The organism is Mycobacterium sp. 852002-30065_SCH5024008 (assembly GCF_001665645.1).
Classification (GTDB): Bacteria; Actinomycetota; Actinomycetes; order Mycobacteriales; family Mycobacteriaceae; genus Mycobacterium; species Mycobacterium paraffinicum.
Genome location: NZ_LZSZ01000056.1, coordinates 57,662 through 82,604 on the forward strand (window position 1 = coordinate 57,662; position 24,943 = coordinate 82,604).

General features: G+C 67.1%; 30 protein-coding genes, 3 tRNA genes and 1 pseudogene. 21 read left to right on the plus strand and 13 right to left on the minus strand.

From position 1 onward, the window contains the following. Positions 1-70 precede the first annotated feature (70 nt). Positions 71-547, plus strand: coding sequence for a lipoprotein LpqH (locus tag A5781_RS05870; protein ID WP_066954962.1), 477 nt, complete (start codon positions 71-73; stop codon positions 545-547). On the opposite strand, the gene A5781_RS05875 is transcribed toward A5781_RS05870, so the two are convergent. The 6 genes from A5781_RS05875 to A5781_RS05895 all read right to left on the minus strand — a co-directional run bounded on the left by A5781_RS05875 (position 540) and on the right by A5781_RS05895 (position 4,791). Beyond that, entirely contained in the window at positions 540-2,057 is a 1,518-nt protein-coding gene (locus A5781_RS05875; RefSeq protein ID WP_067202723.1) for a cell wall metabolism sensor histidine kinase WalK, read from the minus strand. The two genes, A5781_RS05870 and A5781_RS05875, sit on opposite strands and share 8 nt — an antisense overlap. Beyond that, positions 2,035-2,739 carry a response regulator transcription factor gene (locus A5781_RS05880; RefSeq protein WP_066954966.1) on the minus strand — a complete coding sequence of 235 codons (705 nt, stop codon included), beginning with the start codon at positions 2,737-2,739 and terminating at the stop codon, positions 2,035-2,037. Before A5781_RS05880 ends, A5781_RS05875 begins: the two co-directional genes overlap by 23 nt. Before the next feature lie 152 nt (positions 2,740-2,891). Next, complete coding sequence (locus tag A5781_RS25810; protein ID WP_090419013.1) at positions 2,892-3,047, minus strand: DUF6131 family protein; 156 nt, start codon at positions 3,045-3,047, stop codon at positions 2,892-2,894. Positions 3,048-3,057: 10 nt separating this feature from the next. Further along, on the minus strand, positions 3,058-3,306 hold the full coding sequence (locus tag A5781_RS05885) for a hypothetical protein (RefSeq protein ID WP_067202572.1): 249 nt from the start codon (positions 3,304-3,306) through the stop codon (positions 3,058-3,060). A 103-nt stretch (positions 3,307-3,409) separates the two neighbouring features. Continuing rightward, positions 3,410-3,820: an MmcQ/YjbR family DNA-binding protein gene (locus tag A5781_RS05890; RefSeq protein WP_067202574.1), complete on the minus strand. Its 411-nt coding sequence runs from the start codon at positions 3,818-3,820 to the stop codon at positions 3,410-3,412. 29 nt (positions 3,821-3,849) lie between these two features. Then, positions 3,850-4,791: a class I SAM-dependent methyltransferase gene (locus A5781_RS05895; protein WP_067202577.1), complete on the minus strand. Its 942-nt coding sequence runs from the start codon at positions 4,789-4,791 to the stop codon at positions 3,850-3,852. A gap of 208 nt (positions 4,792-4,999) precedes the next feature. Here A5781_RS05895 and A5781_RS05900 point away from each other — a divergent pair, with 208 nt between their 5' ends. After that, complete coding sequence (locus A5781_RS05900; RefSeq protein ID WP_082939226.1) at positions 5,000-5,998, plus strand: phosphotransferase family protein; 999 nt, start codon at positions 5,000-5,002, stop codon at positions 5,996-5,998. Between the two features lie 19 nt (positions 5,999-6,017). Continuing rightward, a complete protein-coding gene (locus tag A5781_RS05905) occupies positions 6,018-6,515 on the plus strand; it encodes a hypothetical protein (protein ID WP_067202582.1) in 498 nt (165 codons plus the stop codon). 13 nt (positions 6,516-6,528) lie between these two features. Here the strand turns inward: A5781_RS05905 and A5781_RS05910 are convergent, their stop codons facing one another. Then, positions 6,529-7,179 carry a DUF1345 domain-containing protein gene (locus tag A5781_RS05910; protein WP_067202586.1) on the minus strand — a complete coding sequence of 217 codons (651 nt, stop codon included), beginning with the start codon at positions 7,177-7,179 and terminating at the stop codon, positions 6,529-6,531. 329 nt (positions 7,180-7,508) lie between these two features. Here A5781_RS05910 and A5781_RS05915 point away from each other — a divergent pair, with 329 nt between their 5' ends. Further along, entirely contained in the window at positions 7,509-8,828 is a 1,320-nt protein-coding gene (locus tag A5781_RS05915; protein WP_197503722.1) for a serpin family protein, read from the plus strand. Between the two features lie 59 nt (positions 8,829-8,887). On the opposite strand, the gene A5781_RS05920 is transcribed toward A5781_RS05915, so the two are convergent. Both A5781_RS05920 and A5781_RS05925 read right to left on the minus strand, forming a co-directional pair. Beyond that, positions 8,888-8,960, minus strand: a tRNA-Arg gene (locus A5781_RS05920). Positions 8,961-9,003: 43 nt separating this feature from the next. Beyond that, positions 9,004-9,092, minus strand: a tRNA-Ser gene (locus A5781_RS05925). A gap of 84 nt (positions 9,093-9,176) precedes the next feature. Between A5781_RS05925 and hisC the strand changes: the two genes are divergently transcribed. Continuing rightward, on the plus strand, positions 9,177-10,244 hold the full coding sequence (hisC, locus tag A5781_RS05930; protein WP_067202592.1) for a histidinol-phosphate transaminase: 1,068 nt from the start codon (positions 9,177-9,179) through the stop codon (positions 10,242-10,244). Positions 10,245-10,255: 11 nt separating this feature from the next. Next, positions 10,256-10,717, plus strand: a complete 462-nt coding sequence (locus tag A5781_RS05935) for a DUF4334 domain-containing protein (protein WP_067202595.1) — start codon at positions 10,256-10,258, stop codon at positions 10,715-10,717. A gap of 56 nt (positions 10,718-10,773) precedes the next feature. Here the strand turns inward: A5781_RS05935 and A5781_RS05940 are convergent, their stop codons facing one another. Further along, entirely contained in the window at positions 10,774-11,358 is a 585-nt protein-coding gene (locus A5781_RS05940) for a TIGR03086 family metal-binding protein (RefSeq protein WP_197503723.1), read from the minus strand. 23 nt (positions 11,359-11,381) lie between these two features. On the opposite strand from A5781_RS05940, the gene A5781_RS05945 reads away from it, so the two are divergent. The 4 genes and pseudogenes from A5781_RS05945 to A5781_RS05960 all read left to right on the plus strand — a co-directional run. Next, positions 11,382-12,206 (plus strand): crotonase/enoyl-CoA hydratase family protein, encoded by an 825-nt coding sequence (locus A5781_RS05945; RefSeq protein ID WP_067202601.1) that lies wholly within the window; start codon positions 11,382-11,384, stop codon positions 12,204-12,206. Between the two features lie 25 nt (positions 12,207-12,231). Next, positions 12,232-13,467, plus strand: coding sequence for a lipase LipE (gene lipE / locus A5781_RS05950; RefSeq protein WP_067202605.1), 1,236 nt, complete (start codon positions 12,232-12,234; stop codon positions 13,465-13,467). A 29-nt stretch (positions 13,468-13,496) separates the two neighbouring features. After that, positions 13,497-13,688: a hypothetical protein gene (locus A5781_RS05955; protein WP_067202608.1), complete on the plus strand. Its 192-nt coding sequence runs from the start codon at positions 13,497-13,499 to the stop codon at positions 13,686-13,688. A 56-nt stretch (positions 13,689-13,744) separates the two neighbouring features. After that, positions 13,745-13,867 (plus strand): annotated as a pseudogene (locus A5781_RS05960) (hypothetical protein); the annotation flags it as partial. A gap of 6 nt (positions 13,868-13,873) precedes the next feature. Here the strand turns inward: A5781_RS05960 and A5781_RS05965 are convergent. Next, positions 13,874-13,960 (minus strand) — tRNA-Ser (locus tag A5781_RS05965). 37 nt (positions 13,961-13,997) lie between these two features. Here A5781_RS05965 and A5781_RS05970 point away from each other — a divergent pair. Further along, on the plus strand, positions 13,998-14,966 hold the full coding sequence (locus tag A5781_RS05970) for an NAD(P)H-quinone oxidoreductase (protein WP_067202726.1): 969 nt from the start codon (positions 13,998-14,000) through the stop codon (positions 14,964-14,966). Positions 14,967-14,980: 14 nt separating this feature from the next. Here A5781_RS05970 and A5781_RS05975 read toward each other — a convergent pair whose 3' ends face one another. Then, positions 14,981-16,177 carry a cysteine desulfurase-like protein gene (locus A5781_RS05975; RefSeq protein WP_067202614.1) on the minus strand — a complete coding sequence of 399 codons (1,197 nt, stop codon included), beginning with the start codon at positions 16,175-16,177 and terminating at the stop codon, positions 14,981-14,983. A gap of 126 nt (positions 16,178-16,303) precedes the next feature. Between A5781_RS05975 and A5781_RS05980 the strand changes: the two genes are divergently transcribed. The 5 genes from A5781_RS05980 to A5781_RS06000 are packed head-to-tail and all read left to right on the plus strand — an operon-like array spanning position 16,304 to position 21,389. Then, a complete protein-coding gene (locus A5781_RS05980) occupies positions 16,304-18,277 on the plus strand; it encodes a DUF6541 family protein (RefSeq protein WP_067202617.1) in 1,974 nt (657 codons plus the stop codon). Positions 18,278-18,298: 21 nt separating this feature from the next. After that, entirely contained in the window at positions 18,299-18,805 is a 507-nt protein-coding gene (locus A5781_RS05985) for a bacterial proteasome activator family protein (RefSeq protein WP_067202620.1), read from the plus strand. Positions 18,806-18,815: 10 nt separating this feature from the next. Further along, positions 18,816-19,655, plus strand: coding sequence for an ABC transporter ATP-binding protein (locus tag A5781_RS05990; RefSeq protein WP_067202623.1), 840 nt, complete (start codon positions 18,816-18,818; stop codon positions 19,653-19,655). Then, the gene (locus A5781_RS05995) at positions 19,648-20,562 is read left to right on the plus strand and encodes a glycosyltransferase (RefSeq protein WP_067202625.1); all 915 of its coding nucleotides are present in this window, start codon (positions 19,648-19,650) and stop codon (positions 20,560-20,562) included. The genes A5781_RS05990 and A5781_RS05995 overlap by 8 nt, the downstream gene beginning before the upstream one ends. Further along, positions 20,559-21,389: an ABC transporter permease gene (locus A5781_RS06000; protein WP_067202629.1), complete on the plus strand. Its 831-nt coding sequence runs from the start codon at positions 20,559-20,561 to the stop codon at positions 21,387-21,389. Before A5781_RS05995 ends, A5781_RS06000 begins: the two co-directional genes overlap by 4 nt. A 62-nt stretch (positions 21,390-21,451) precedes the next feature. Here A5781_RS06000 and A5781_RS06005 read toward each other — a convergent pair whose 3' ends face one another. After that, complete coding sequence (locus A5781_RS06005) at positions 21,452-21,817, minus strand: DUF732 domain-containing protein (protein WP_067202632.1); 366 nt, start codon at positions 21,815-21,817, stop codon at positions 21,452-21,454. Between the two features lie 89 nt (positions 21,818-21,906). Between A5781_RS06005 and A5781_RS06010 the strand changes: the two genes are divergently transcribed. From A5781_RS06010 to A5781_RS06030, 5 genes are all read left to right on the plus strand, one after another. Then, positions 21,907-22,428, plus strand: a complete 522-nt coding sequence (locus A5781_RS06010; protein WP_082939222.1) for a 6-carboxytetrahydropterin synthase — start codon at positions 21,907-21,909, stop codon at positions 22,426-22,428. Positions 22,429-22,471: 43 nt separating this feature from the next. Beyond that, positions 22,472-22,687 (plus strand): hypothetical protein, encoded by a 216-nt coding sequence (locus tag A5781_RS06015; RefSeq protein ID WP_082939227.1) that lies wholly within the window; start codon positions 22,472-22,474, stop codon positions 22,685-22,687. A 59-nt stretch (positions 22,688-22,746) separates the two neighbouring features. Beyond that, on the plus strand, positions 22,747-23,886 hold the full coding sequence (locus A5781_RS06020) for a flotillin family protein (protein ID WP_067202638.1): 1,140 nt from the start codon (positions 22,747-22,749) through the stop codon (positions 23,884-23,886). 96 nt (positions 23,887-23,982) lie between these two features. Then, complete coding sequence (locus A5781_RS06025) at positions 23,983-24,462, plus strand: GreA/GreB family elongation factor (protein WP_066953603.1); 480 nt, start codon at positions 23,983-23,985, stop codon at positions 24,460-24,462. Between the two features lie 52 nt (positions 24,463-24,514). After that, positions 24,515-24,943, plus strand: a complete 429-nt coding sequence (locus A5781_RS06030) for a GtrA family protein (RefSeq protein ID WP_067202641.1) — start codon at positions 24,515-24,517, stop codon at positions 24,941-24,943.

Consider the following 24,943-nt stretch of genomic DNA (forward strand, 5'->3'; position numbering starts at 1 on the left):
AGTTAACCCGCATACTGCCCCAGACGGCCCTCAATGCCGAGGGTCGCTACTTTCGGGCAAAGGAGAACATGTGAAGCGTGGACTGATGGTCGCGGTGGCCGGAGCGGCAGTTCTGGCCGCCGGTATTTCCGGCTGTTCCAGCAATAAGTCGAGTTCGGGCGGTTCGGGCACCAGCTCCGCGGTGAACACCTCGGCGGGCGCTGCCAGCGGAACCAAGGTCCTCATCGACGGCAAGGACCAGAACGTGAGCGGCTCCGTCGTGTGCACCACGGCCGGCGGCAACACCAACATCGCGATCGGTGGCGCAGCGACCGGGATCGCCGCCGTGCTCACCGACGCCAACCCGCCCCAGGTGAAGTCGGTCGGGCTGGGCAACGTCAACGGTGTGACGCTGGGCTACACCTCCGGGACCGGCCAGGGCAACGCCTCCGCCGAGAAGAACGGCAACAGCTACAAGATCACCGGGACGGCCACCGGGGTCGACATGGCCAACCCGATGCAACCGGTGAACAAGCCGTTCGAAATCGATGTCAATTGCTCTAGCTAGCTGAGGACGCGGGCGGTTGCCACCCGTTGAGTGGCAACCGCACCGTGAACTCGGTATGGCCGGGCGAGCTGTCCACGGTGATCGTTCCGTTGTGGGCCTTGACGACCGCGGAGACGATCGCCAGACCCAGCCCGGTGCTGCCGCCCTTGCGGGAGCGCGAGGTATCACCGCGGGCGAACCGCTCGAACACTTCCGACTGAAGCGCCGCCGGGATGCCGGGGCCGTTGTCGATGACCTGCAGCACGGTGTTCGCCGGCTCGGTGCTCAACCGGGTGGTCACGACCGTGCCCGCGCCGGTGTGCAGGCGGGCGTTGGCGAGCAGGTTGGCCAGCACCTGGTGTAGCCGGGCCGCATCACCGGTGATGATCACGGGTTCCTCGGGCAGGTCGAGCTCCCACTGATGGTCCGGCCCGGCGACATGCGCGTCGTTGACCGCGTCGACCGCCACCCGCGACAGATCGACCGGCTCGCGTTCCAGCGGCCGGCCGGAGTCCAGCCGGGCAAGCAGCAGCAGGTCCTCGACCAGGCGCGTCATTCGTTCGGTCTCGGAGGCCACGCGGCTCATCGCGTGCTCCACCGCCTCCCGGTCGTCACCCATGCGCTGGGTGAGCTCGGTGTATCCGCGGATCGCGGCCAGCGGCGTGCGCAGCTCGTGACTGGCGTCGGCGACGAACTGGCGGACGCGGGTCTCGCTGGCCTGCCGGGCCGACAGCGCGGCCGCGATGTGGTCGAGCATCCGGTTGAGGGCCGACCCGAGTTGGCCGACCTCGGTCGAGGGGTTGGCGTCGGATTCGCGCACCCGCAGCGGGAGCTCGACCTCACCGCGGTCCAGCGGCAGGTCGGCCACCCTGCTCGCGGTCTGCGCGACGCGGCGCAGCGGCGCGAGCGCCCGCCGGATGATGACGACCCCGGCTATCGTCGCGGCCGCCAGCGCAATCACGGTGACGATGCCGAAGATGATCAGCATCCGGATCAGGGTGGCGTCGACGTTGGCCATCGAGAGCCCGGTGACGATGGTGTCGTCCCCGTTTCGGCTCGGGGCGGCGACCACTCGATAGCGGCCGAGCCCATCCAGGTTCACCGTGACCGGCGCGCGGCTGTCGGCGATCCGCTCCAATTGGTCCTGGGCGGCCGGGGTCAGGGCGGCCCGGGTGCCGCTGCTGGTCAGGTAGCCGGCGCCGACCGTTTTGCCGTGGTTGATCACCGCGGCCACCATGCCCGCCGGCTGCCCCGGGGCGTCCAGGAATCGGGGGCCGGGGCCCGGCCGCGGGTAGTAGGAGTGCTCGCGCCGCCATCCCGGACGGTTCGGTTCGGGGTACATCAGCGCCGAACGGAACGACGTGCCGGCAAGTTGGCCGTCGAGCTGCTTCACCAGATGGTGGTTCAGCGCCAGCTCGGTCACCGCGGTGATGCCGACGCACACGATGGCCAGCACGACGATCTGCCCGACAAGCAACCGCAGCCGCAGGGACCAGGCCCGCCCCGGGTTAGCGAGCCGGCTTGAGGACATAACCCGCGCCACGCAGCGTGTGGATCATGGGGTCGCGGCCGTTGTCGATCTTCTTGCGCAGATAGGAGATGTAGAGCTCGACGATGTTGGACCTGCCGCCGAAGTCGTAGCTCCACACCCGGTCGAGGATCTGGGCCTTGCTCAGCACGCGCTTGGAGTTGCGCATCATGAATCGAAGCAACTCGAACTCGGTGGAGGTCAAGGCAATTGGCTCGCCCGCACGGGTGACCTCGTGACTGTCCTCGTCGAGCACCAGATCGCCGACCACCAGCTGCGCACCGCTGTCCACCGTCGTCACTCCGGTGCGTCGCAGCAGCGCCCGCAGCCGCAGCACCACCTCTTCGATGCTGAACGGTTTGGTGACGTAGTCGTCGCCGCCCGCGGTCAACCCGGCGATGCGGTCTTCCACGGCGTCCTTGGCCGTCAACAGGAGCACGGGCAGCTGCGGGGTCTCTTCGCGCAGCTTGTGCAAGACATCGAGCCCGCTCATATCGGGCAGCATCACATCGAGGACGACCACGTCGGGGCGTTGGGCGCGGGCGGCGGCGATGGCCGATGCCCCGTCGCTCGCGGTCGCGATGTTCCAGCCCTCGTACCGCAGCGCCATCGACACCATTTCGGCGAGCACCGACTCGTCGTCCACGACCAACACGTTGATCGGGTTCCCATCGGCGCGACACATGACGACCCGCTCGACGGAGGATCGGGGCTGGGTCACAAGGTCCAGTATGCGCACCGCGCTGAGCCGCCGCTATGGCCTACCTTTGCGCGCCCTGTGAATGGGATCGCGCGACTGCCAGGCAGTCGCGCGATTCCGTTTTCCCGGCGAAGTGGCTAATACCAGTAGCGCCGGCCGGCGACTGGGCGGCCGATCGAGCCCATAATCCACAGCACGGCGCCGATGACGAGCACGACGACGCCGATTTCCCACAGCAATGGGACGCTGAATACAAACCCGAGAATAAGTAGGACTACGCCTAGGACGATCATGACGACTCCTTTAGGTGAGGGGCACTAGGACATCAGGCATTGAACTGGGCTGCGGAACATGGCAGTCCTTGACTTTCGGGTTGACGCCCCCGTAATTCAAAGGCCCCGCGATGACGGTCAACGCGATGTTTCCCGCCGTGACACAACTGGTTGAGTCACCTTTGAAGTAATCGCGTTGCCATGCCGCAAACACCCCGATGAGCAGCCATACCAGGGCAATGGTGCCGATGATTCCGCTGCCACGCATGGTGACCTCCAATGTGGTCGAGAAAAATTTCTCGTGGACGATAGTTACCCATTCGACTTGTGTCTAAACATTGGCGATGGGTGAATTCGGCAGTGTGCCAGCGAAGCCCGGGGGGCTAAGCGCGGTCGGCGAGCCACGCCGTCGCCCGCCTCTTCGACGCCCGCGAAAGCCATGCGTCCTGGATCAGCTCGGTAAGTTCCGTCCTGCCGATTTCGGGCAGCCGGGCGGCCCGCACAAGTACCGATGGATGTCCGGCAAAGTGGTCGGTGGTGAAGAACGGCGAATCGGGATCCTGGGTCAGCGCCAGCTTGTCGCTCTCCGACTCCACCCAGAGCATGATCACGTCGGCATAGCGCTCGCCGGTGTCCGGATCGGTCGCGTCGGGCTGCGGCGTGCGAAAGAACACGAACGACTTACCGCCCACCTGATAGATGGCGTTGCCCTTCGGACCTTCGAGGCGCTGAACGTGCGGCATCGACGCGGCGATCTCGTGTACGTCGCTCACTCGCGCGGGTCGATCAGCCACACCGGCGAGGGTAGCGGCGGCCCGGCGCCCTAGCCGCGCCGCTGCGCGGACACGTACAGCGTGGGCGGCATCGTGTGTTCCGCGTCCTGCGGAACGTTGCGACCGTAACGAGCCATCAACTCCGAAAACGTCGCCGTGGCGACGTCCCATCCCCGGTCCCGCAGCCAACCGTCCACGGGGGTGCGCTCTTCGGGATACCAGAGGTCGTCGTAGTCGGTGATCTCGGAGTCGACCAGCTTGGCGGCCGCGGCTCGCATGCGCTGCATGTCCTCGCGCTGGCGCCGGACGAGCTCCGGATCGGTGAATCCCGCGCCCGGCACGTTGGAAGCCAGCCAGCTGCCGTCCGCGCTGAGCGAATGGATGCGCTCGAACAACAGGTCCTGGGCTTGCGCGGGCAGGTAACGGACCAGACCCTCGGCCGACCAGGCGGCGGGCTTGGTCGCGTCAAATCCTGCCTCCCGCAACGCCTTCGGCCAATCCTGCCGCAGATCGATCGGCACGTTCACCAGTCGTGCCTTCGGCTGGGCGCCGTGCTCGCGCAGCGTGTTGGATTTGAAGTCCAGCACCTTGGGCTGATCCAGCTCGTAGACGACCGTGCCGTCGGGCCATGGCAGCCGCCAGGTGCGCGCGTCCAACCCGGCGGCCAAAATCACCACTTGCCGGACGCCGGAGTCGGCCGCTTTTAGGAAGAACTCGTCGAAAAACGCTGTCCGCGTGGCCATGAAGTCGATCATCAGCTGGATGCGCGTGCTCACCTCGGGCTCCAGCTCCACCGCCTTGGCCAGCATTGCGGGATCGGCGTAGATGCTCCACATGCCTTCGCCGGCCGCGTCGACGAACACGCGCGCGAACGGGTCGTTGATGAGCGGGTCGGTGCTCTCGGTCTCGGCGGCCCGCGCCGCCGCGACACCCAGTGCGGTGGCACCCACGCTTTGGGTGATGTCCCAGGAATCGTTGTCGGTACGCGGCATCGCCAGTTCCCTTCACACGCGAGTCAGTTAGTTCCGCACACTATTGTTCCAGCCTCCGCCGCCCGGGGCCGCTTCCCGGCGGTGGCCTACGCTTTTTCCCAGACGGCCCACAGGGTTGCAGAGGAGCGCTGGCATGACGGAAGTGTTTGGCCCCGATCGGCAAGGGCCGCACGTGGATGCCGTGAACCTGGACGCCGTCGCGGCGTGGATGTCCGAGCAGGGACTCGGCGAAGGCCCACTGGAGGACGTCTCCCCCGTCACCGGCGGCACCCAGAACATCATGCTGCGGTTCAGCCGGACCGGCCGCCCTTATGTACTGCGGCGTGGGCCGCGGCACCTGCGTCCGCGGAGCAACAGCGTCATCCTGCGGGAGACGAAAGTCCTTGCCGCCCTGGCTGATTCCGACGTACCGCACCCGCACCTGATCGCGGCCTGCGAAGATCCCGCCGTCCTGGGCGACGCCGTCTTCTACCTGATGGACCCGATCGACGGGTTCAACGCCGGCGAGGGACTGCCGCCGCTGCATGCGGGCGATGCCGGCGTGCGGCACGGCATGGGCCTCTCGATGGCCGATGCGCTGGCCAAGCTGGGTGCGGTCGACCACGTCGCGGTGGGGCTCGCCGACTTCGGCAAGCCGGAAGGCTTCCTCGAACGCCAGGTGCCGCGCTGGCTGTCGGAGCTGGACTCCTACAGCGACTACGACGGCTACCCGGGACCGGACATCCCGGGCATCGAGGAAGTGTCGGCCTGGCTGGAACGCCATCGGCCCGCGACGTGGACGCCCGGCATCATGCACGGCGACTACCACGCCGCCAACGTGATGTTCTCCCGAACCGGGCCGGACGTGGTTGCCATCGTCGACTGGGAAATGTGCACGATCGGGGACCCGCTGCTGGACCTGGGCTGGCTGCTGGCCACTTGGCGCCAGCCCGACGGTTCCAGCGTGTTCAGCCACGCCCTGGGCGGTCAGGACGGTCTGGCCGGAACCGACGAACTCTTGAAACGCTACGCGGCCAACACCACCCGCGACTTGTCGCATATCACCTGGTACACGGTGCTGGCCTGCTTCAAGCTGGGCATCGTGATCGAGGGGACACTCGCCCGGGCCTGCGCCGGCAAGGCCGAAAAGGAGGTGGGCGACCAGCTGCACGCGGCCACGGTGCACCTGTTCGAGCGCGCGCTGGGCCTGATCGAGGACCAGCGCTGATCCACTAACATCTCCGTTCGTGCCGCCTTATCCCGAGGAACCCGACTACTACTCCGAGCCCACCCGGGCCGCGCGGTATGGCGGCGGGTATTACGACGAGCAGGCGCCCCAGCCCGAGCCGCCGACTCCGTGGTACCGCCGCCCGGCGGCGCTGGTCGCGGCCGGCGCGATCGGGGTGATCGTGCTTGCGCTCGTGGCCTACGCGGTGATCAAGCTGGTGGCCGGCTCCCCCGCGCACAGCCCGGCAGCGACGACTACGACCACCGCGCCGACCACAACCGTGACCACCACCACGACCACGGAGGCGCCCCGGCACCATGGTGGTGGCGGAGGCGGCGGCGTCCCGACCGAGACCGTCACCGAGACGGCCCCGCCACCGAGCTCCGACACCCCCACCACAACGGAACCGCCGAGCACCGTTACGGTCTCGCCGAGCACCGACACCAGCACCGTCACGCAAACCGTGACCGTGCCGCCCCGTCGCGGACCGTTCGGGGGCCCCTTCGGCGGACACTAGCGACCAGGGGCCGTCATAGTTTGGCGCTCAACCCGGCGACCATGTTGATGGTGACCGCCAGGATTACCGCGCCAAAAAGGTACGACAGCAGCGCATGGCGCAAAACGGTTGCGCGCAGCCGAGATGCGTTGATCTCCGTGTCGGAGACCTGAAAGGTCATACCGACGGTGAACGCCACATATGCGAAGTCCAGGTAGCGCGGCGGATGTGGGTCGTGGAAATCGATGCCTCCGACCTCGTCGGAGTAGTAGAGGCGTGCATAGTGCGCGGTGAAAAGCGTATGCACGGCAAACCATGACGCGACCACGGCCAGAATGCCGACACCCGCCGCAGCGACGGCTTCACCGCCCGAATGTGTGCCTGCCGCCACGACGTATCCGACCCCGCCGAGGCTGCCCACGCTCGCTGAGACGATGACCACGTCGGCGAGCAACCGGGTGGCGTCCTCGCGTGTCGCATGCCGGGCGGTGCGTTCTGCATCCATCGGGGCGATGATCAGCCAGCTCCACCCGACATACAGCGCCGCGGCGACAACCCAGCCGAGCAGAGCGAACCTCCAACCGAGTGCACCAGCGATGACGCCTGCCACCGCCGTTCCGGATATCAAGGCAACGAAAAGCCGCACCGCGACGGTGTCACGGAGAAAACGCACGTAGGAAGTCACAGGTCGACTTAAGCAGATCGCGCCGATCCGACCGCTCGGAAGAGGTCACGAGGAGTGCGCCCGAGGGGATTCGGCCCCCTACCCTTCTGTTGTAATCGCTTATTGCCCAACGCATTCACTGTCTATAGTCATCGGTTACATCACTTTCCGACCTGCACCAAAGCCGGTACCCGACCCGCGGTGTGTCTCCCGTCGTACGCGGCGATCTTCATGCCTTTTCGATGAAAAAGTGAATGGGTGAACGAATCACTCAAACGAGATGCGGATGGAGTCTTCATCCTGAACGATTTACCCGATATCCGCGTCTCGCGGCGTTCATACTGGCCGCCGTGAGGCACCTAACCCGTTCATTCCGCGTCGGATTCCACGGCGTAATTGCAGCTGCCGTTGTTTTCGCAACTGCTGTCGGCTGCGCAGGCGACCGCAATCGTGCCGGATCCACACCAGGACCGGCACCCGCGCCCGTCACACGGTCGAACCTTCCGTACGACAAAACGCCAGACGTTGCCCCGGCGCAGGAGCAGAATTTTGTCAACGCCACCAACGGGTTCGGGCTGGATCTGTTCCGGCGCATGTCGGCGGCCAGTGAAGCCAACCTGGTCTTCTCCCCGCTGAGCCTCAGTGTCGCGTTGTCGATGGCCTATGCCGGCGCGACCGGTGACACCGGGGCCGAAATGAAAGCCGTTTTGCGCGACCCGTTCGGCAATGACACCTACTACCGCGCCATGAATCGACTGCTGCTCGATCTGCGCTCACGCAGCCGCGCCGCCATCTCCGCCGACGATCCGAGGAGTATCGAGCTGGCGATGGCCGACGCGGTCTGGCTGCAGCGTGGCATGTCTGTTCGCGCGCCGTTCCTTGACATCCTCGCTACCCAATACGATGCGGGCGTGCGCCTGGCCGACTTCAAGGGCAACCCCGACGGCGAGCGAGTCACCCTCAACAACTTCGCCAGCGACGCAACCAAAGGGCAGATCAAAGACCTGATTCCGCCGGGCGTGATAGACGAGTCGACGCGTGCCGTGTTGCTGAACGCGGCCTATCTCAAGGCGAGCTGGGACAGGCCATTTCCGAAAGAACTCACGGCCGACGGCAGCTTCCGCGTCACTCCCCAATCAACGGTCACCGTGCCGATGATGCACAAGGCGAGTTCCCTGCGCCACGCGGCCGGGTCGAATTTTCAGGCTGTGGAACTCCCATACGTCGGCGGCGACCTAAAGATGCTGGTCGTTGTGCCGGCCGAGGGACAGCTCCGGGCGGTCCGCAACAGCATGGACGACGCTTGGTTCCGCAACTTGGCCTTTGTGCAGGGGCCAGTCAGCCTCAGTTTGCCCAAGTTTCGTATCAGTTGGGGACCCGAGGAATTCAAGGAGACCTTGGCAGCGATGGGGATGCCGCGAGCATTCGACCAGAATCGCGCGGACTTCTCCCACATCACCACTGACGAGATTTTGTACATCCCACACGTGTTGCAGAAGGCCTTCGTCGGGATCGACGAGTTCGGTACGGAAGCCGCAGCCGTTTCGACGGTGATCGGTGGGGGGTTTGGTGAAGTCGAGGAGGTGACGGTCGATCACCCGTTCCTTTTCGCCATTGTCGACAAGACCGGCGCCGTGGTTTTCGCGGGGCAGGTGTTGGATCCGCGTTGAAGGCTGGCGCTATGACGCGGTGGCCGTGCAAGAGGGTGTTTGCGCGAGGTTTTCAAAAGCGCGCCCGAAGGGATTCGAACCCCTAACCTTCTGATCCGTAGTCAGATGCTCTATCCGTTGAGCTACGGGCGCCCGTGTTCGGTTGTCTTGCGTCGTGTTCCTCGAAAAGACCTAGCGGAGGCGAGAGGATTTGAACCTCCGGTCCCCTTTGAGGGGGACAACTCATTAGCAGTGAGCCCCATTCGGCCGCTCTGGCACGCCTCCCTTGGACTGTTTGAGGGTACCCGACCCCTTTCCGGTCTCGCGGAACCGGCCATAGCGTACACATCCGCGACATAAACTGTCGAAGTGACCGCTCGCCTGCGTCCCGAACTGGCCGGACTGCCAGTCTATGTGCCCGGCAAGAACGTACCGGGCTCGATCAAGCTGGCCAGCAACGAGACCGTGTACGGCCCCCTGCCCAGCGTGCGGGCGGCGATCGAGCGCGCCGTTGCCGTCGTCAACCGCTATCCGGACAACGCCAGCGTGGACCTCAAGGCGGCGTTGGCCATGCACCTTGGCTCCAACGTTGCACCGGAGCACATCGCGGTCGGCAGCGGTTCGGTCACTTTGTGTCAGCAGCTGGTGCAGATCACCGCATCCGCCGGCGACGAGGTAGTGATGGGCTGGCGCAGCTTCGAGTGCTACCTGCCCATCGTCCAGGTTTCCGGCGCGACCGCGGTCAAAGTGCCGTTGACCGACTACACGCATGACCTCGGCGCCATGCTCGCCGCGATCACCGACCGCACCCGGCTGATCTTCGTCTGCAACCCGAACAATCCGACGTCCACGGTGGTCGATCCGGACGCCTTGGCCCGGTTCATCGAGGCCGTCCCGCCGCACATCCTGATCGCCATCGACGAGGCCTACGTCGAATACATCCGCGACGGCATGCTGCCCAACAGCTTGGAGCTCGCGCTATCCCGCAGCAACGTCGTTGTGCTGCGGACCTTTTCGAAGGCGTACGGCCTGGCGGGCTTGCGAGTCGGTTATGCGATCGGCCACCCCGACCTCATCACCGCGCTGGACAAGGTGGTCATGCCGTTCGCCGTGACGAACGTCGCGCAGGCGGCCGCCATCGCGTCGCTGGAGGCATCCCACGAACTGGCGGCCCGCACCGACGCTCTGGTGGCCGAGCGCACCCGGGTCGGCGTCGGGTTACGCGACGCCGGGTTCACCCTGCCGCCCTCACAGGCCAACTTCGTCTGGCTGCCGCTGGGTGCACACACCGCGGACTTCACCGAGCAGGCCGCCGACGCGCGGCTGATCGTGCGACCGTTCGCCGGCGAGGGGGTGCGAATCACCATCGGTGCGGTGGAGGAGAATGACGCTCTGTTGCACTTCGCTCGCGAGTGGATTTCCCGCACCGAAACGTAAGGAGTGGTCCGTTGGACTTGGCGCGCAAACTGTTCACCGAGTTCAAGGAACGCGGCGGCGACATTCCCGACAGCGAGCTCGACGACTTCTGGGCCAGCCTCGAACCGGCGACGATCGAGGGGATGCTCGGCGAGTGGAAGGGCGGCGAGTTCCGCACCGGCCACAGGATGAACGGCCAGCTGGAGAAGGCGGGCTGGTTCGGCAAGACCTTCTCCTCCGCCCGCGACGTGCAGCCGCTGGTCTGCCTCGACGCCGACGGCAACAAGTTCTCGAACAAGGAGATGGGCAAGGGCGAGGCCAGCCTCTGGCTTGAAGAGTTCCGCGGGGAGGTCACCGCGACGATGGTCTACGACGGCCAGCCCGTACACGACCATTTCAAGAAGATCGACGACGACGCCGTGATGGGCATCATGAACGGCAAGGGCGTCCGGGATAGCGGCCGGTACTACTACTTCTACCTCGAACGGGTCTAGCGCTCAGCGCTCGAGTGTTTGCGGCTTGACGCACACTCGGCCCGCAAAGCGAGCGGTCAGCGGGCCGGGTTGCGGCCGGTGAACGCGACCAATTGCTCGAGCGCGCCGGCATCCTCGGGCACGTCCACCGGATCGTCGAACCCGGCACCGCCCCGCAGCTCCGGCCTGATGACCTTGCGGGCCAGCCCCAACACGAACTCGGACAGCGGTTCGGGCGCGTTGGTCTCGTGTCCAACGGCGGCGGCGTAATCCCAAGCGTGGACCAGGAATTCGATCGACAGGACGGCGCACGCACTCTTGGCGGGCATCTCGCCCTTGCCGAACGGCACGGACCCGTCCAGGCCGTGGCGGTGCCAGGCGTCCAGCGCGGGCCGGGCGGCGGCGACCACCTGGCGTTCCACCGAATCGCCTTGGTCGCGCTCCGGGATCTCCGCGCCGACCATGCCGCCCAGCGCCGTGATCGAGTTCAGCAGGTGATCGGTCAGCTGCGCGACGTCGAACTCCGCACACGGGGTCTGCCGCGACAGATCGTCGGCCGCGATGGTGTGCAGCACCCGCTGCAACACCCCGAGCGTGTCCTCGGCACTGTGCAGTTCGTCGGTGGGCGGCGAATGAGGGCCGGGCCGCAAATCAGGAGCCATATTTGCCACGCTACGGTCTCGATATGGCGCAAGCATACGAATCCGTCACGGTGGAAACGAAAGATCACGTCGCCCAGGTGACGCTGATCGGGCCGGGCAAGGGCAACGCGATGGGCCCCGCGTTCTGGTCGGAGATGCCGGAGCTGTTCGCGGCGCTGGACGCCGACCCCGAGGTGCGGGCCATCGTCATCACCGGTTCGGGCAGGAACTTCAGCTACGGCCTGGACGTGCCCGCGATGGGTGGATCTTTCACCCCGCTGCTGTCCGGTGACGCGCTGGCCGGCCCCCGCGCGGTGTTCCACCGCGAGGTCAAACGCATGCAGGGCGCCATCACCGCCGTCGCGGATTGCCGGACCCCGACCATCGCCGCGGTGCACGGCTGGTGCATCGGCGGGGGCGTCGACCTCATCTCCGCGGTCGACATCCGCTACGCCAGCGCCGACGCCAAGTTCTCGGTGCGCGAGGTCAAGCTCGCCATCGTCGCCGACGTCGGCAGCCTGGCCCGCCTGCCATACATCCTGAACGACGGCCACCTGCGGGAACTGGCGCTGACCGGGAAAGACATCGACGCGGCCCGGGCCGAGAAGATCGGCCTGGTCAACGACGTGTACGACGACGCCGACGCCACACTGGCCGCCGCACACGCCACCGCGGCCGAGCTCGCCGCCAACCCGCCGCTGGCCGTGCACGGCATCAAGGACGTCCTCGACCAGCAGCGCATCGCCGCGGTCTCGGAGAGCCTGCGCTACGTCGCCGCCTGGAACGCCGCCTTCCTGCCCTCGAAGGACCTGACCGAGGGCATCGCGGCGACATTCGAGAAGCGCCCTCCGCGGTTCACCGGGGAGTGATCCGGCGCCACGTACCCTCGCTGAGGTGACACCAGACGGCAGAATCCGCGTCCCGGCCGACCTGCACGCCGTGACGACGATCGGCGACGAAGACCACTCGGAAATCGACAGCGCCGCCGTCGAGCGGATCTGGGGGGCCGCCCGGCACTGGTATCAGGGCGGCTTCCACCCCGCCATCCAGCTGTGCATCCGCCAGCACGGGCGCGTGGTGCTCAACCGCGCGATCGGCCACGGCTGGGGCAACGCGCCGAGCGACCCGCCCGACGCCGAGAAGATCCCCGTCACTCCGGACACGCCGTTCTGCGTCTACTCCGCGGCCAAGGGAATGGCGGCGACCGTGGTGCACATGCTCGTCGAGCGTGGCGTCTTCTCACTCGATGACCGCGTCTGCGACTACATCCCCACCTTCACCAGTCACGGCAAGCACCGGATCACCATCCGGCACGTCATGACCCACAGCGCCGGACTTCCGTTCCCGACCGGGCCCAAGCCGGACGTCAAACGCGCGGACGACCACGAGTACGCGCAGCAAAAGCTGGGCGAGCTGCGCCCCCTCTACCGGCCGGGGCTGGTGCACATCTACCACGCGCTGACCTGGGGCCCGCTCGTGCGCGAGATCGTTTATGCGGCCACCGGCAAGGAGATTCGCGAGATCCTCGCCACGGAGATCCTCGACCCGCTCGCCTTCCGGTGGACCAACTTCGGTGTCGCCAAGGAGGACCTGCCCCTGGTCGCGCCGAGCCACGCGACCGGCCGCCCGTTGCCGCCGGTCGTCGCGCAGATCTTCCGCAAGGCGATCGGCGGGACCGTGCACGAGATGATCCCGATCACCAACACCCCGATGTTTCTCAACACGATCATCCCGTCGTCCAACACGGTGTCGACCGCACACGAGATGTCGCGGTTCGCCGAAATCTGGCGTCGCGGTGGAAATCTCGACGGCGTGCGGGTGATGAGCCCGGAGACGATGTACGGCGCGATCAAGGAATGCCGGCGATTGCGACCGGATTTCGCGGTCGGGCTGCAACCTGCGCGGTGGGGCACCGGTTTCATCCTCGGAACGAACCGGTGGGGGCCGTTCGGGCTCAACTCGCCACACGCGTTCGGCAATCTCGGCCTGGTCAACATCGCGATCTGGGCCGACCCGGCGCGCGGCCTGGCCGCCGGCGTGGTCAGCAGCGGCAAGCCCGGGCGCGACCCGGAAGCCAAGCGCTACACCGCCCTGATGGACACGATCACCGCCGAGATCCCCACCGGTTGAGGGCGCCCGGCGCTGGGAACACTGCCGCCATGGCTACCTACCGAGTGCTCAACCCCAAGGGCGACGTCGTCGCGACGAAGGACATCGAAAGCGCCGATAAGGCGCACGCGTGGTTCGCCGATGAGGCGGTCGAAGGCAACGAATTGGGCTGGCGCATGGAAGTCGAAGCCGAGGGCGAATGGCGCTTCTTCGACGACAGCGAAGGCGATCGCAGCTACTAGTGTTTGCGGCCCGCGTCGTCGGGCAACCAAGGACCTCTGAACGCTTCCGCAAGCTGCTGCCGCTGTTCGCGATTGCGGTCGGGGCGTCGCTGGTGCGCACCGACGAGCGGATCGCCCCGGCCGACGGTGTGGGTGCGCTGCTTCGCTACGCGCCGACGCTGCACCAGCCCGCCGGCTGAGACCTGCGGTGGCGGAGGGATTTGAACCCCCGGACGGTGTTAGCCGTCTCTCGCTTTCAAGGCGAGTGCATTAGGCCGCTCTGCCACGCCACCACGAGTAAGGGTAACGGGGGTCGGTAGCGTGGCCACCATGCGCGCCATCGTCGCCGAATCCCCCGATCAGCTGTCCTGGCAAGACGTCCCGGACGTTTCACCCGGGACCGGCGAGGTGCTGATCAAGGTCACCGCGGCGGGCGTGAACCGCGCCGACCTGCTGCAGGCCGCCGGCAAATACCCACCGCCGCCCGGCGCCAGCGACATCATCGGCATGGAGGTGTCGGGCGTCGTCGCCGAAACCGGCGAGGGCGTCACGGATTGGCCAGTGGGACAAGAGGTTTGCGCGCTGCTGGCCGGCGGCGGATACGCCGAGTACGTTGCCGTTCCCGCCGGTCAGGTGATGCCGATTCCCTCTCGTGTCGGCCTCGTCGACGCGGCCGGACTGCCGGAAGTGGCCTGCACGGTGTGGTCCAACCTGGTGCTGACCGCCCACCTCGGCAAGGGGCAGCTGCTGCTGGTGCACGGGGGCGCCAGCGGGATCGGAAGCCACGCGATCCAGGTTGCGCGGGCGCTGGGCGCCCGGGTGGCCGTCACGGCCGGGTCGGCGGAGAAGCTGGAATTCTGCCGCGAGCTGGGCGCCGAGCTCACCATCAACTACCGCGACGAGGACTTCGTCGAGCGACTCCAGCAAAGCGGCGGCGCCGACGTGATCCTGGACATCATGGGCGCCGCCTACCTGGATCGCAATATCGACGCCCTGGCGACGGACGGACAGCTGGTCATCATCGGCATGCAGGGCGGCATCAAGGGCGAGCTCAACATCGCCAAGCTGCTCGGCAAGCGCGCGCGGGTCATCGGCACCACGCTGCGCGCCCGACCGGTGACCGGCCCGAACAGCAAGACGGAGATCGTGCAGGCGGTGATCGGCTCCGTATGGCCGATGATCGCCGAGGGCCGCGTCCGGCCTATCATCGGCGCCCGCATGCCCATCCAGCAGGCCGGGGAGGCACACCAACAGCTGACGTCGAGCAAGGTGACCGGGAAGATCGTGCTGACGATCTAGCGGCCCCGAAAAGCTCAGCCCAGGGACGCCAGCGCGCGGACCAACTGGTCCACCTCGGCCGTCGTCGAATAATGCGCCAGCCCGACGGTCACCGCGCCGCCGATGTCGTTGACGCCCAGCACGTCGAGCGCGCGGGAATTCTCGTTGGTGACGGCCAGGATCCCGTTGTCCGCCAGCCGCTGCACCACCCGCTCGGCGGGCACGCCGTTCAAGGCGAAGCTGACCACGGGGATCCGCACCTCCGGACGGCCGATCACCATGACCAACGGCAACGACCGCAACGACACCATCAGGTAATCGAAGATCCGGTTCAGGTAGAGGCTGGCCGATTGCATCGACACCGACAGGCGTTCGCGGCGGCTACCGCGGGCGGACTCGTCGAGTGCGGCCAGGTACTCGATGCTGGCGACCACCCCGGCGAGCAGACCGAACTGGTGCGCGCCGATTTCCAGGCGCGCCGCACCGGTCGCCTTGGGGTCCGTCGAGATGGAGCTGAACGAATTGAGCAGCGCCGGATCGCGGAACACCACCGCGCCGATCGGTGGACCGCCCCACGCCAGGGCGTTCACCGCCACCACGTCGGCGTCGCTCTCCTTCACGTCGAGCAACCGGTACGGCGCCGCCGCGGAATGGTCGACCACGACCAGCCCGCCCACGTCGTGCACCAGCTTGGTCATGGCTCGCAGGTCGGTGACCGTGCCCAGCGTCCCGGACGCGGACGCGACGGCCACCAGCCTGGTCGACTTCCCGATCAGACCCTCCCACTGCCAGGTCGGCAGCTCGCCGGTCTCGATGTCGATCTCGGCCCACTTCACCTTGGCGCCGTAGCGGTGCGCCGCCCGCAGCCAGGGGGCGATGTTGGCCTCGTCGTCGAGGCGGCTGACGACCACCTCGTAGCCCAGCCCGGCGCGCGACGAGGACGCCTCGGCCAGCGCCGACAACAGGATGGCGCGGTCGGCGCCGAGCACCACGCCCGCGGGGTCGACGTTGAACAGGTCGGCCACCGCCGCCCGCGCCGCCTCCAGGATGGCGGCGCTGCGCTGCGCGGACGGGTGAGCGCCCGCCGTGGTGGCGCTGGACCTTCGGAAGGCCGTCGAAACGGTGGTCGCGACGGAATCCGGGATGAGCATCCCGGCCGGCGCGTCGAAGTGCACCCACCCGTCACCCAGCGACGGATGCAGTCCGCGCACCCGGGCGACGTCGTAAGCCATGCCAGCCACCTTAGAGCTTGCGCATTTCCACGAAACTGTGACGTAGCGGGTGCCCGAACGCTCAAGCCGTTCCAGCCGGCCGGTGGCTTCGGAGAGGCGGGACACCCGGCCAGCCATAATAGTCCAGTGAGCCTCTGGTTCGGAACGCTGATCGCATTGTTTTTGCTGATAGCGCCCGGGGCGATCATCGCGCGAATCAGCCAGCTGAGTTGGCCTGTCGCTGTCGCGGTGGGCCCGGCGCTGACCTACGGTGCGATCGCGCTGGCGATCATCCCGTTCGGTGCGGTCGGAATCCCGTGGAACGGCTGGACCGCGCTGGCGACGCTGGTCGTGGTGTGTCTGGTGATGACGGTCCTGCAGCTGCTGGTCGGCCGCTACCGCGACACCGAGGCCGAAGCCCGCGGGATCGGCCGTTGGCCGGCGGTGACGGTGGCGGCCGGGGTGCTGCTCGGGTCGCTGCTCATCATGTGGGCGGCGTACCGCGGTTTGGCCGCCCATTGGCAGACCATCCCCAGCACCTGGGACGCGGTCTGGCACGCAAACGAGGTGCGGTTCATCCTCGACACCGGGCAGGCGTCGTCGACGCACATGGGCGAGCTGCGCAACGTCGAAACGCACCAGACGCTGTACTACCCGTCGGTGTTCCACGCGTGGGTGGCGGTGTTCTGCCAACTCACCGGGGCCGCGCCCACCACCGGCTACACGCTGAGCTCGGTGGCGGCCTCGGTGTGGCTGTTCCCGACCAGCGCGGCGATGCTGGCCTGGCGGCTGCTGCGCGGCACCTGGTGTGAGTGGCGCACCGCCGCCGCGGCCGCGACCACCGCCGCGCTGTCGGCGTCGTTCACCGCCCTCCCCTACGTCGAGTTCGGCGTCGCCGCGATGCCCAACCTGGCGGCCTACGGGGTCATCGTTCCGACGTTCGTGCTGATCGCCTCGACGCTGCGGCACCGCGACCGCATCCCGATGGCGGTGCTGGCCTTCGTGGGGGTGATGTCGGTCCACCTGACCGGAGGGTTCATCGTCGTGCTGTTCATGGTGGCCTGGTGGTTGCTGGACGTGCTGTGGCGTCCGGTGCGCGGCCGGGTCGCCGATGTCGTGACGCTCGCCGGCGTGACGACGGCCACCGGGCTGATCCTGTTGCCACAGTTCATCAGCGTGCGGCAGCAGGAAGACATCATCGCCGGGCACTCGTTCCTGACCCACCTCAGCAAGAAGCGGGGCCTGTTCGACGCCGTATTCCAGCACACGCGCCATCTCAACGACTTCCCGTACCAGTACGGGCTCATATCGCTGGCGATCCTCGGCGGGATCATCTTCGCCTACAAGAGGATCTGGTGGCCGCTGGCGGTCTGGCTGCTGTTGGCGGTGGTGGACGTCGACGCGGGAACACCGCTGGGCGGCCCGCTCGGCGCGGTAGCCGGTGCGTTCGGAGAGTTCTTCTACAAGGACCCGCGCCGGATCTCGGCGGCCATCACTCTGCTGCTGCAACCTATGGCCGGCGTCGCATTGTTCGTGATCGTCGCGGGAGTGGTCGCCGGGGCCAAGCGCGTCGCCGACCGGTCCAAGCCGTTACCCGCGCCGGTCTGGACCGCGGCCACGGCCGTCCTGCTGCTGGCGACGACGGTATTCACCGCCCGCCACTACTTCTATCGACACCTGGTCCTGTTCGGCGACAAGTACGACTCGGTGATGATCGACCAACGCGACCTGATGGCGATGGCCTACCTGGCCACGCTTCCGGGCGCGCACACCACCGTGATCGGCAACGCCAACACCGACGGCACCGCGTGGATGTACGCCGTCGCCGACCTGCACCCGCTGTGGACCCACTACGACTACCCCCAGCAAATGGGACCCGGACCCAACCGGTACATCTTCTGGGCCGGCGCCCGCAAGGGAGAGTCCGATCCGCGGGTGGTCGAGGCGATTAAAGCGCTCAATATCCGGTACATCTACACCAGCACGCCGACGGTCCGGGGCTTCGCCGTGCCCGACGGACTAGTGTCACTGGATAAATCGAAGTCGTGGGCGCTGATCTACGACAATGGTGGAGCCCGAATCTACGAATGGCGCGGAAACGGCGCGGCGCCGCACTCTTAGTCCGCAAAGGATGGTGATGGATTGACTACCCGCAACGACGACGATGGCATCGAGATCATCGGCGGCGGCGACCCGCGGATCACGGCGGTAACGGAGGACGACTCCGACGAGCGCTCCCTGACCGATCTGGTTGAGCAGCCCGCCAAGGTGATGCGCATCGGGACGATGATCAAGCAACTGCTCGAGGAGGTGCGCGCCGCCCCGCTCGACGAGGCCAGCCGCAACCGCCTGCGCGAAATCCACGCGACGAGCATCCGCGAACTGGAAGAGGGCCTGGCGCCGGAACTCCGCGAAGAGCTCGATCGCCTCACCCTGCCGTTCAACGAGGACGCGGCGCCCTCCGACGCGGAATTGCGCATCGCCCAGGCCCAGTTGGTCGGCTGGCTGGAGGGGCTGTTCCACGGCATCCAGACGGCACTGTTCGCCCAGCAGATGGCCGCCCGCGCGCAGCTGGAGAACATGCGCCAAGGCGCGCTGCCCCCCGGCGTCGGCAAGCCGGGCGCGTCCGGGCACGGCCAGTACCTGTAAGCGAAACACGGTGGCAGGTCCTCACATCGAGACGCACAACGCGTGGGTGGAATTCCCCATTTTCGACGCGAAGTCGCGCTCCCTGAAGAAAGCCTTCCTGGGCAAGGCGGGCGGCACGATCGGCCGCAACAGCTCCAACGTGGTGGTCGTCGAGGCGTTGCGCGACATCACCATGTCGCTCGAGTTGGGCGATCGAGTCGGCCTGGTCGGTCACAACGGGGCCGGGAAATCGACTCTGCTGCGCCTGCTTTCGGGTATCTACGAACCCACCAGGGGGTGGGCGAAGGTCACCGGCCGGGTCGCACCGGTCTTCGATCTGGGTGTCGGCATGGACCCGGAGATCTCCGGTTACGAGAACATCATCATCCGCGGGCTGTTCCTCGGGCAGACCCGCAAGCAGATGCTGGCCAAGGTGGACGAGATCGCCGAGTTCACCGAGCTCGGTGACTACCTGTCGATGCCGCTGCGCACCTACTCGACGGGCATGCGGGTACGGCTCGCGATGGGCGTCGTCACCAGCATCGACCCGGAGATACTGCTGCTCGACGAAGGCATCGGCGCGGTGGACGCCGACTTCCTGAAGAAGGCGCAGTCGCGGCTGCAGGGCCTCGTGGAGCGGTCCGGAATCCTGGTGTTCGCCAGCCATTCCAACGAATTCCTGGCCCGGTTGTGCAAGACCGCGATGTGGATCGACCACGGAGTCATTCGCCAGGCGGGCGACATCGAAGACGTGGTGCGCGCCTACGAGGGCGCGGACGCGGCCCGCCACGTGCGCGAAGTACTGGAGGAGACCCGCCTGCAGGGCCGTACCGACGAACCGCTGGCGCAGAGCGCATCCGGGGATGAGTGAATCCATCATCGCCGTCGTGGTCACGCACCGGCGCGCCGACGAACTCGCCAAATCGCTGGACGTGCTCAGCGCGCAGACCCGGCCGCCGGATCAGCTGATCGTCGTCGACAACGACGGCGGCACGGACGCCCGGATCCGCGAACTGGTTGACGCCCAACCGATCTCGACGACCTACCTGCCCTCCCGCCGAAATCTCGGCGGTGCGGGCGGTTTCGCGCTCGGCATGCTGCACGCGCTGGCGCAGGGCGCCGACTGGGTGTGGCTGGCCGACGACGACGGTCGCCCGCAGGACTCCCGGGTGCTGGCCACGCTCCTGGCCTGCGCCGAGAAGCACGGCCTGGCCGAAGTATCGCCGATGGTGTGCAACTCCGAAGACCCGGAACGGCTGGCGTTCCCGTTGCGCCGTGGCCTGGTATGGCGCAGGCGCACAAGCGAATTGCGCACCGAAACGGGACAGGACCTGTTGCCCGGGATCGCGTCGCTGTTCAACGGCGCGCTGTTCCGGGCGTCCACCCTGGATGCGGTCGGCGTCCCGGACATGCGGCTGTTCATCCGCGGCGACGAGGTGGAGTTGCACCGCAGGCTGGTTCGGTCCGGCCTGCCATTCGGCACCTGCCTGGACGCGATCTACTTGCATCCGTGCGGATCCGACGAGTTCCGCCCCATTCTGGGCGGCCGCATGCACACGCAGTATCCCGACAATCCGACGAAGCGGTTCTACACCTACCGCAACCGCGGCTACCTGCTGTCACAGCCGGGCCTGCGCAAGCTGCTGGTCCAGGAGTGGGTTCGGTTCGGCTGGTACTTCCTGATCACCCGCCGCGACCCCAAGGGGCTGGCCGAGTGGATTCGGTTGCGCCGCTTGGGGCGTCGGGAGCAGTTCGGCAAGCCGGGAGGCTCCACTTGACATTCATCGACGCCGCCGCCCAGTCGCGGACCTTCACCCGCGCCCGGGGCGATCTGGTCGCCGGCTTCCGTCGGCACGAGTTGTGGCTGCACCTGGGCTGGCAGGACATCAAGCAGCGCTACCGCCGCTCGGTGCTGGGGCCGTTCTGGATCACCATCGCGACCGGCACCACCGCCGTCGCCATGGGTGGCCTGTACTCCAAGCTGTTTCACCTCGAGCTCTCCGTGCACCTGCCGTACGTCACGCTCGGGCTGATCATCTGGAACCTCATCAACGCGGCCATCCTCGAGGGCGCCGACGTCTTCGTCGCCAACGAGGGGCTGATCAAGCAGTTGCCGACGCCCCTGTCGGTGCATGTTTATCGGCTGGTGTGGCGGCAGATGATCTTGTTCGCGCACAACATCGTCATCTACGCCGTCATCGCGGTCATCTATCCCAAGGCGTGGTCGTGGGCGGATCTGTCGGTGATCCCGGCGCTGGGTCTGATCGTCCTCAATTGCATATGGGTGTCACTGTGTTTCGGCATCCTGGCGACCCGCTACCGTGACATCGGCCCCCTGCTGTTCTCCGTCGTGCAGTTGCTGTTCTTCATGACGCCGATCATCTGGAACGACGACACGTTGCGGCAGCAGGGCGCGGGGCGCTGGTCGAAGATCGTCGAGCTCAATCCGCTGCTGCACTATCTCGACATCGTTCGCGCCCCGCTGCTGGGCGCCCATCAGGAGCTGCGGCACTGGGCCGTGGTCGGGGTGCTGACGGTCGCCGGCTGGGTTTTGGCGGCGTTCGCGATGCGGCAGTACCGCGCCCGGGTGCCGTACTGGGTGTAGGGGTCCAGCCCGGCGACGGTGCGCCGCGCAAGCGGCGTGAGGAGCCGGGCAATCGATGTAGCTCACATCAGCGGGGGCAGCGGATTCAGCCAGTCCAACGAACCATCGGTCTGCCCTTTGTATTGCGGGCAATAGGCGGACACGGAAGCGCCGACGAAGAACCCGGCTTGTCGCGCCGAGAGGTTGGCCTCTTTCATCACCTTCATCGCCAGGATGCTCGATCGTTGGTTCTTGTCGAGTCCGGCGCACACACTCCGGGCCATCGCGATCGCGTTGCCCGGGTCGTTCAGCACGATCCCGTTATCCGCAAGGGCCCCCAAGAAGGCGTCGCCGGATGGGTCCGCCGACGCCGCGGCCGCGGAGAACAGGGCGGCAACAAACAGCAGAGCCGCCATCGGTGGCGCCCACTGCCTACGACCGGCGTACATAGCTACCACGATAGGCACCGGCCGCGATCGGGGACGGCTCCAAGAATTCTTTGAGGATCCCGCAAGGCGTGCCCCGGAGGCTGGGGCCCATGCGCAACACCATCTTCGTCGACGGCGACCGCGTGGCCACCATGCACCGCGCCGACGCGCCACTGGGCCGCACGGCCAGGTTCCACCTGCGCAGGTTGTTCGACAACCTGCCCTGCTGCCATCGCTCGTGGGCCAATCACGGCAAACGCTTCTTCCTGCACGGCTACGAGCGGGCCTTCGACATCGAGTTCGCCTGTGCCGAAACCGAAGCCGGCACCGACGCGGTGATCGACGAGGGCACCCTCGACGAGGTCAGGGTGGCACTGCGCGACCAGTTCGACCACACCACGCTGATCGCGGTCGACGACCCGCAGCGCGATCTGTTCGAACTGCTGGCCGACCGCGGGGTCATCGACCTACGGATCATGGACGACACCGGGATGGCGGGCACGGCCGCCTGGACGTTCGAAACGGTCGAAGCCATCGTCGGGCTGGCGACCGGTGGCCGGGTCTGGGTGTCCCGGATAAAGGCCCGGGAGAGCCGTAACAACGTCGTCACCCTCACGGCGGGGCCCGTTTAGACGAAACACGACGCCCGCATTGCCGATGCGGGAGTATGCGTTCGTGAGCGACGCCGCGGCAATCGGCTGTGTTGGGACGTTGACCGTGGCAACCCGCGGGGACCGTGGCGCCGGCGAGGTGCTGGTCACCGTGCGGGGCGCCAAGGAGGCCTTCCTGGCGTGGTCCGACGAGCCCCTGCCGAAGGGCGCCGAGGTGCTGGTGGTCGAAGTCAGGGGCACCCGGACAGTGGTCGTCGAGCCCTGGCAGGGCCTCGCCTGATCCGAATTGACCGCCCGGATCGCCCGAGATACAACAGCGAAACCCGAAAAGGAGTCCCCATGCTCGGTTACAAGGTGCCCGCCCCCGACGAGGCGATGCTCATCTCCGGTGCCCGCACCAAAAGCAACGCCCCGTTCCGCGTCGTGACCGGCCACGGCGCCTTCATCCTGCCGGTCTTCCGCAAGGCCCGATTCCTGACGCTGGCCATGTGCGAGGCCGAGGTCGCCGAGAAGTGCGTGACCCAACAGGGCATCACCCTCAACGTCCGCGCGGTGATCGCCTTCAAGGTCGGCAACGACACCGAGAGCATCATCAGTGCGGCACAACGATTCCTGTCCGAGCAGGACCAGATGTCCGTGCTGACCGGCCGGATCTTCGCCGGACACCTGCGCTCGATCATCGGGTCGATGACCGTCGAGGAGATCATCCGGGAGCGCCAGAAACTGGCGACCGAGGTCCTCGACGGGTCCAAGGAAGAGATGGCCCGCATCGGGCTGACCGTCGACGCCCTGCAGATCCAGTCCATCGACGACGACGGGCTGGGCTACATCGACGCCATGTCGGCACCGCACAACGCCGCGATCCAGCAGCAGGCGCAGATCGCGCAGGCGCAGGCCAATCAGCTGGCCGCCGAAGCCGAGCAGGAGTCCCAGCGCAAGCAGGCCGAATTCGCCCGCCAAACCGCCATCGTCAAGGCGCAGTACAAGGCCGAGGTGGACAAGGCTCAGGCGGAGGCCGCACAGGCCGGGCCGCTCGCCGAGGCCGAGGCCCAGCGCGAGGTGCTGCAGATGCGCACCGAACTGGCCCAGCGCGCCGCCGAGCTGCGCCAGCAGGAACTGGTCGCCGAGGTGGTCAAACCCGCCGAGGCCGAGGCCGAACGCGTCCGGATCCTGGCGGTCGCCGACGCAGAGAAGATGAAGATCCAGGCGGAGGCGGCGGCGTCGCACAACCGCGTGGCGCTGGACAAGGCGCTCATCGACCAGCTGCCCGAGATCGTGGAGAAGGCGGCCCGGGGGCTCGCCAACGCCAACGTGACCGTGCTCAACGGCGCCGAAGGGCTGACCGAGGTGGCCAGCGGCCTGGTCGCGCAGGGCAGGGCCATCTTCGAGGCCCTGCGGGGCACCGTCGACTACTACGAGGACGAGGACGGCGCACCGCCGCTCACCACGAACTCCGACTCCGGCTCCACCAGCCGCTGAGTGGGACCCGCCGCTTACCCGATAATGGTGGCGGCCGCCTCGTCGTGGTGCGACACTGGAACGCCACTTGAGCAACTGGGCGAAAGGTCCACCGACGTGAGCAAAAAGGTCCAATCAGCGGCGGATGCGGCGCGGGCGAACCTGGCCGCTGAGCTGGAGCGGCTACGGCAGCGGCGGGACCGCCTGGAGGTCGAGGTCAGGAACGACCGCGGCATGGTGGGCGATCACGGCGACGCGGCCGAGGCGATTCAGCGCGCCGAGGAGCTGGTTGGGCTCAGCGATCGGATCAATGAGCTGGACCGGCGCATGCGGACCGGGCCGTCGCGGCCCGACGCATCGGAAACGCTGCCGGGTGGCACCGAGGTGACCCTGCGATTCTCCGACGGAGAAGTGGTCACCATGCACGTGATCTCCATCGTCGAAGAGACGCCGGTCGGCCGGGAAGGCGAAACGCTGACGGCGCGCAGCCCCCTGGCTCAGGCCCTGGCCGGACACAAGGCGGGCGACACGGTGACCTACTCGACCCCGCAGGGCGAGGATCAGGTCGAGCTGATATCGGTCAAACTGCCCCGTTAACCCCTCCCGCCGGGTCCCGGGAAGCCCCGGCGGCCCCGTTAAACTCCCCCCAATGGTTGCCCCGCTGCCCGACGCCGCGCCGCCGAGCCCGCAGTTGAGTCTGACGACACAGGTGACGCGGTTCGTCGTCACCGGCGGGCTGGCGGGGATCGTGGACTTCGGCCTGTACCTGGCGCTGTACAAGGCCGTCGGAATCCAGGTCGACCTGGCCAAGGCCAGCAGCTTCGTCGTCGGCACCATCACCGCCTATCTGATCAACCGCCGGTGGACGTTCCAGGCGGCCCCCAGCACCGCGCGGTTCGTCGCGGTCATGGTTCTGTACGGCATCACCTTCGCCGTGCAGGTCGGGCTCAACCATCTGTGCCTTGCGCTTATGCACTACCGCGGGTGGGCGATACCCCTCGCGTTCGTGATCGCGCAGGGCACCGCGACGGTGATCAACTTCGTCGTGCAGCGGGCGGTAATCTTCCGCATCCGCTGA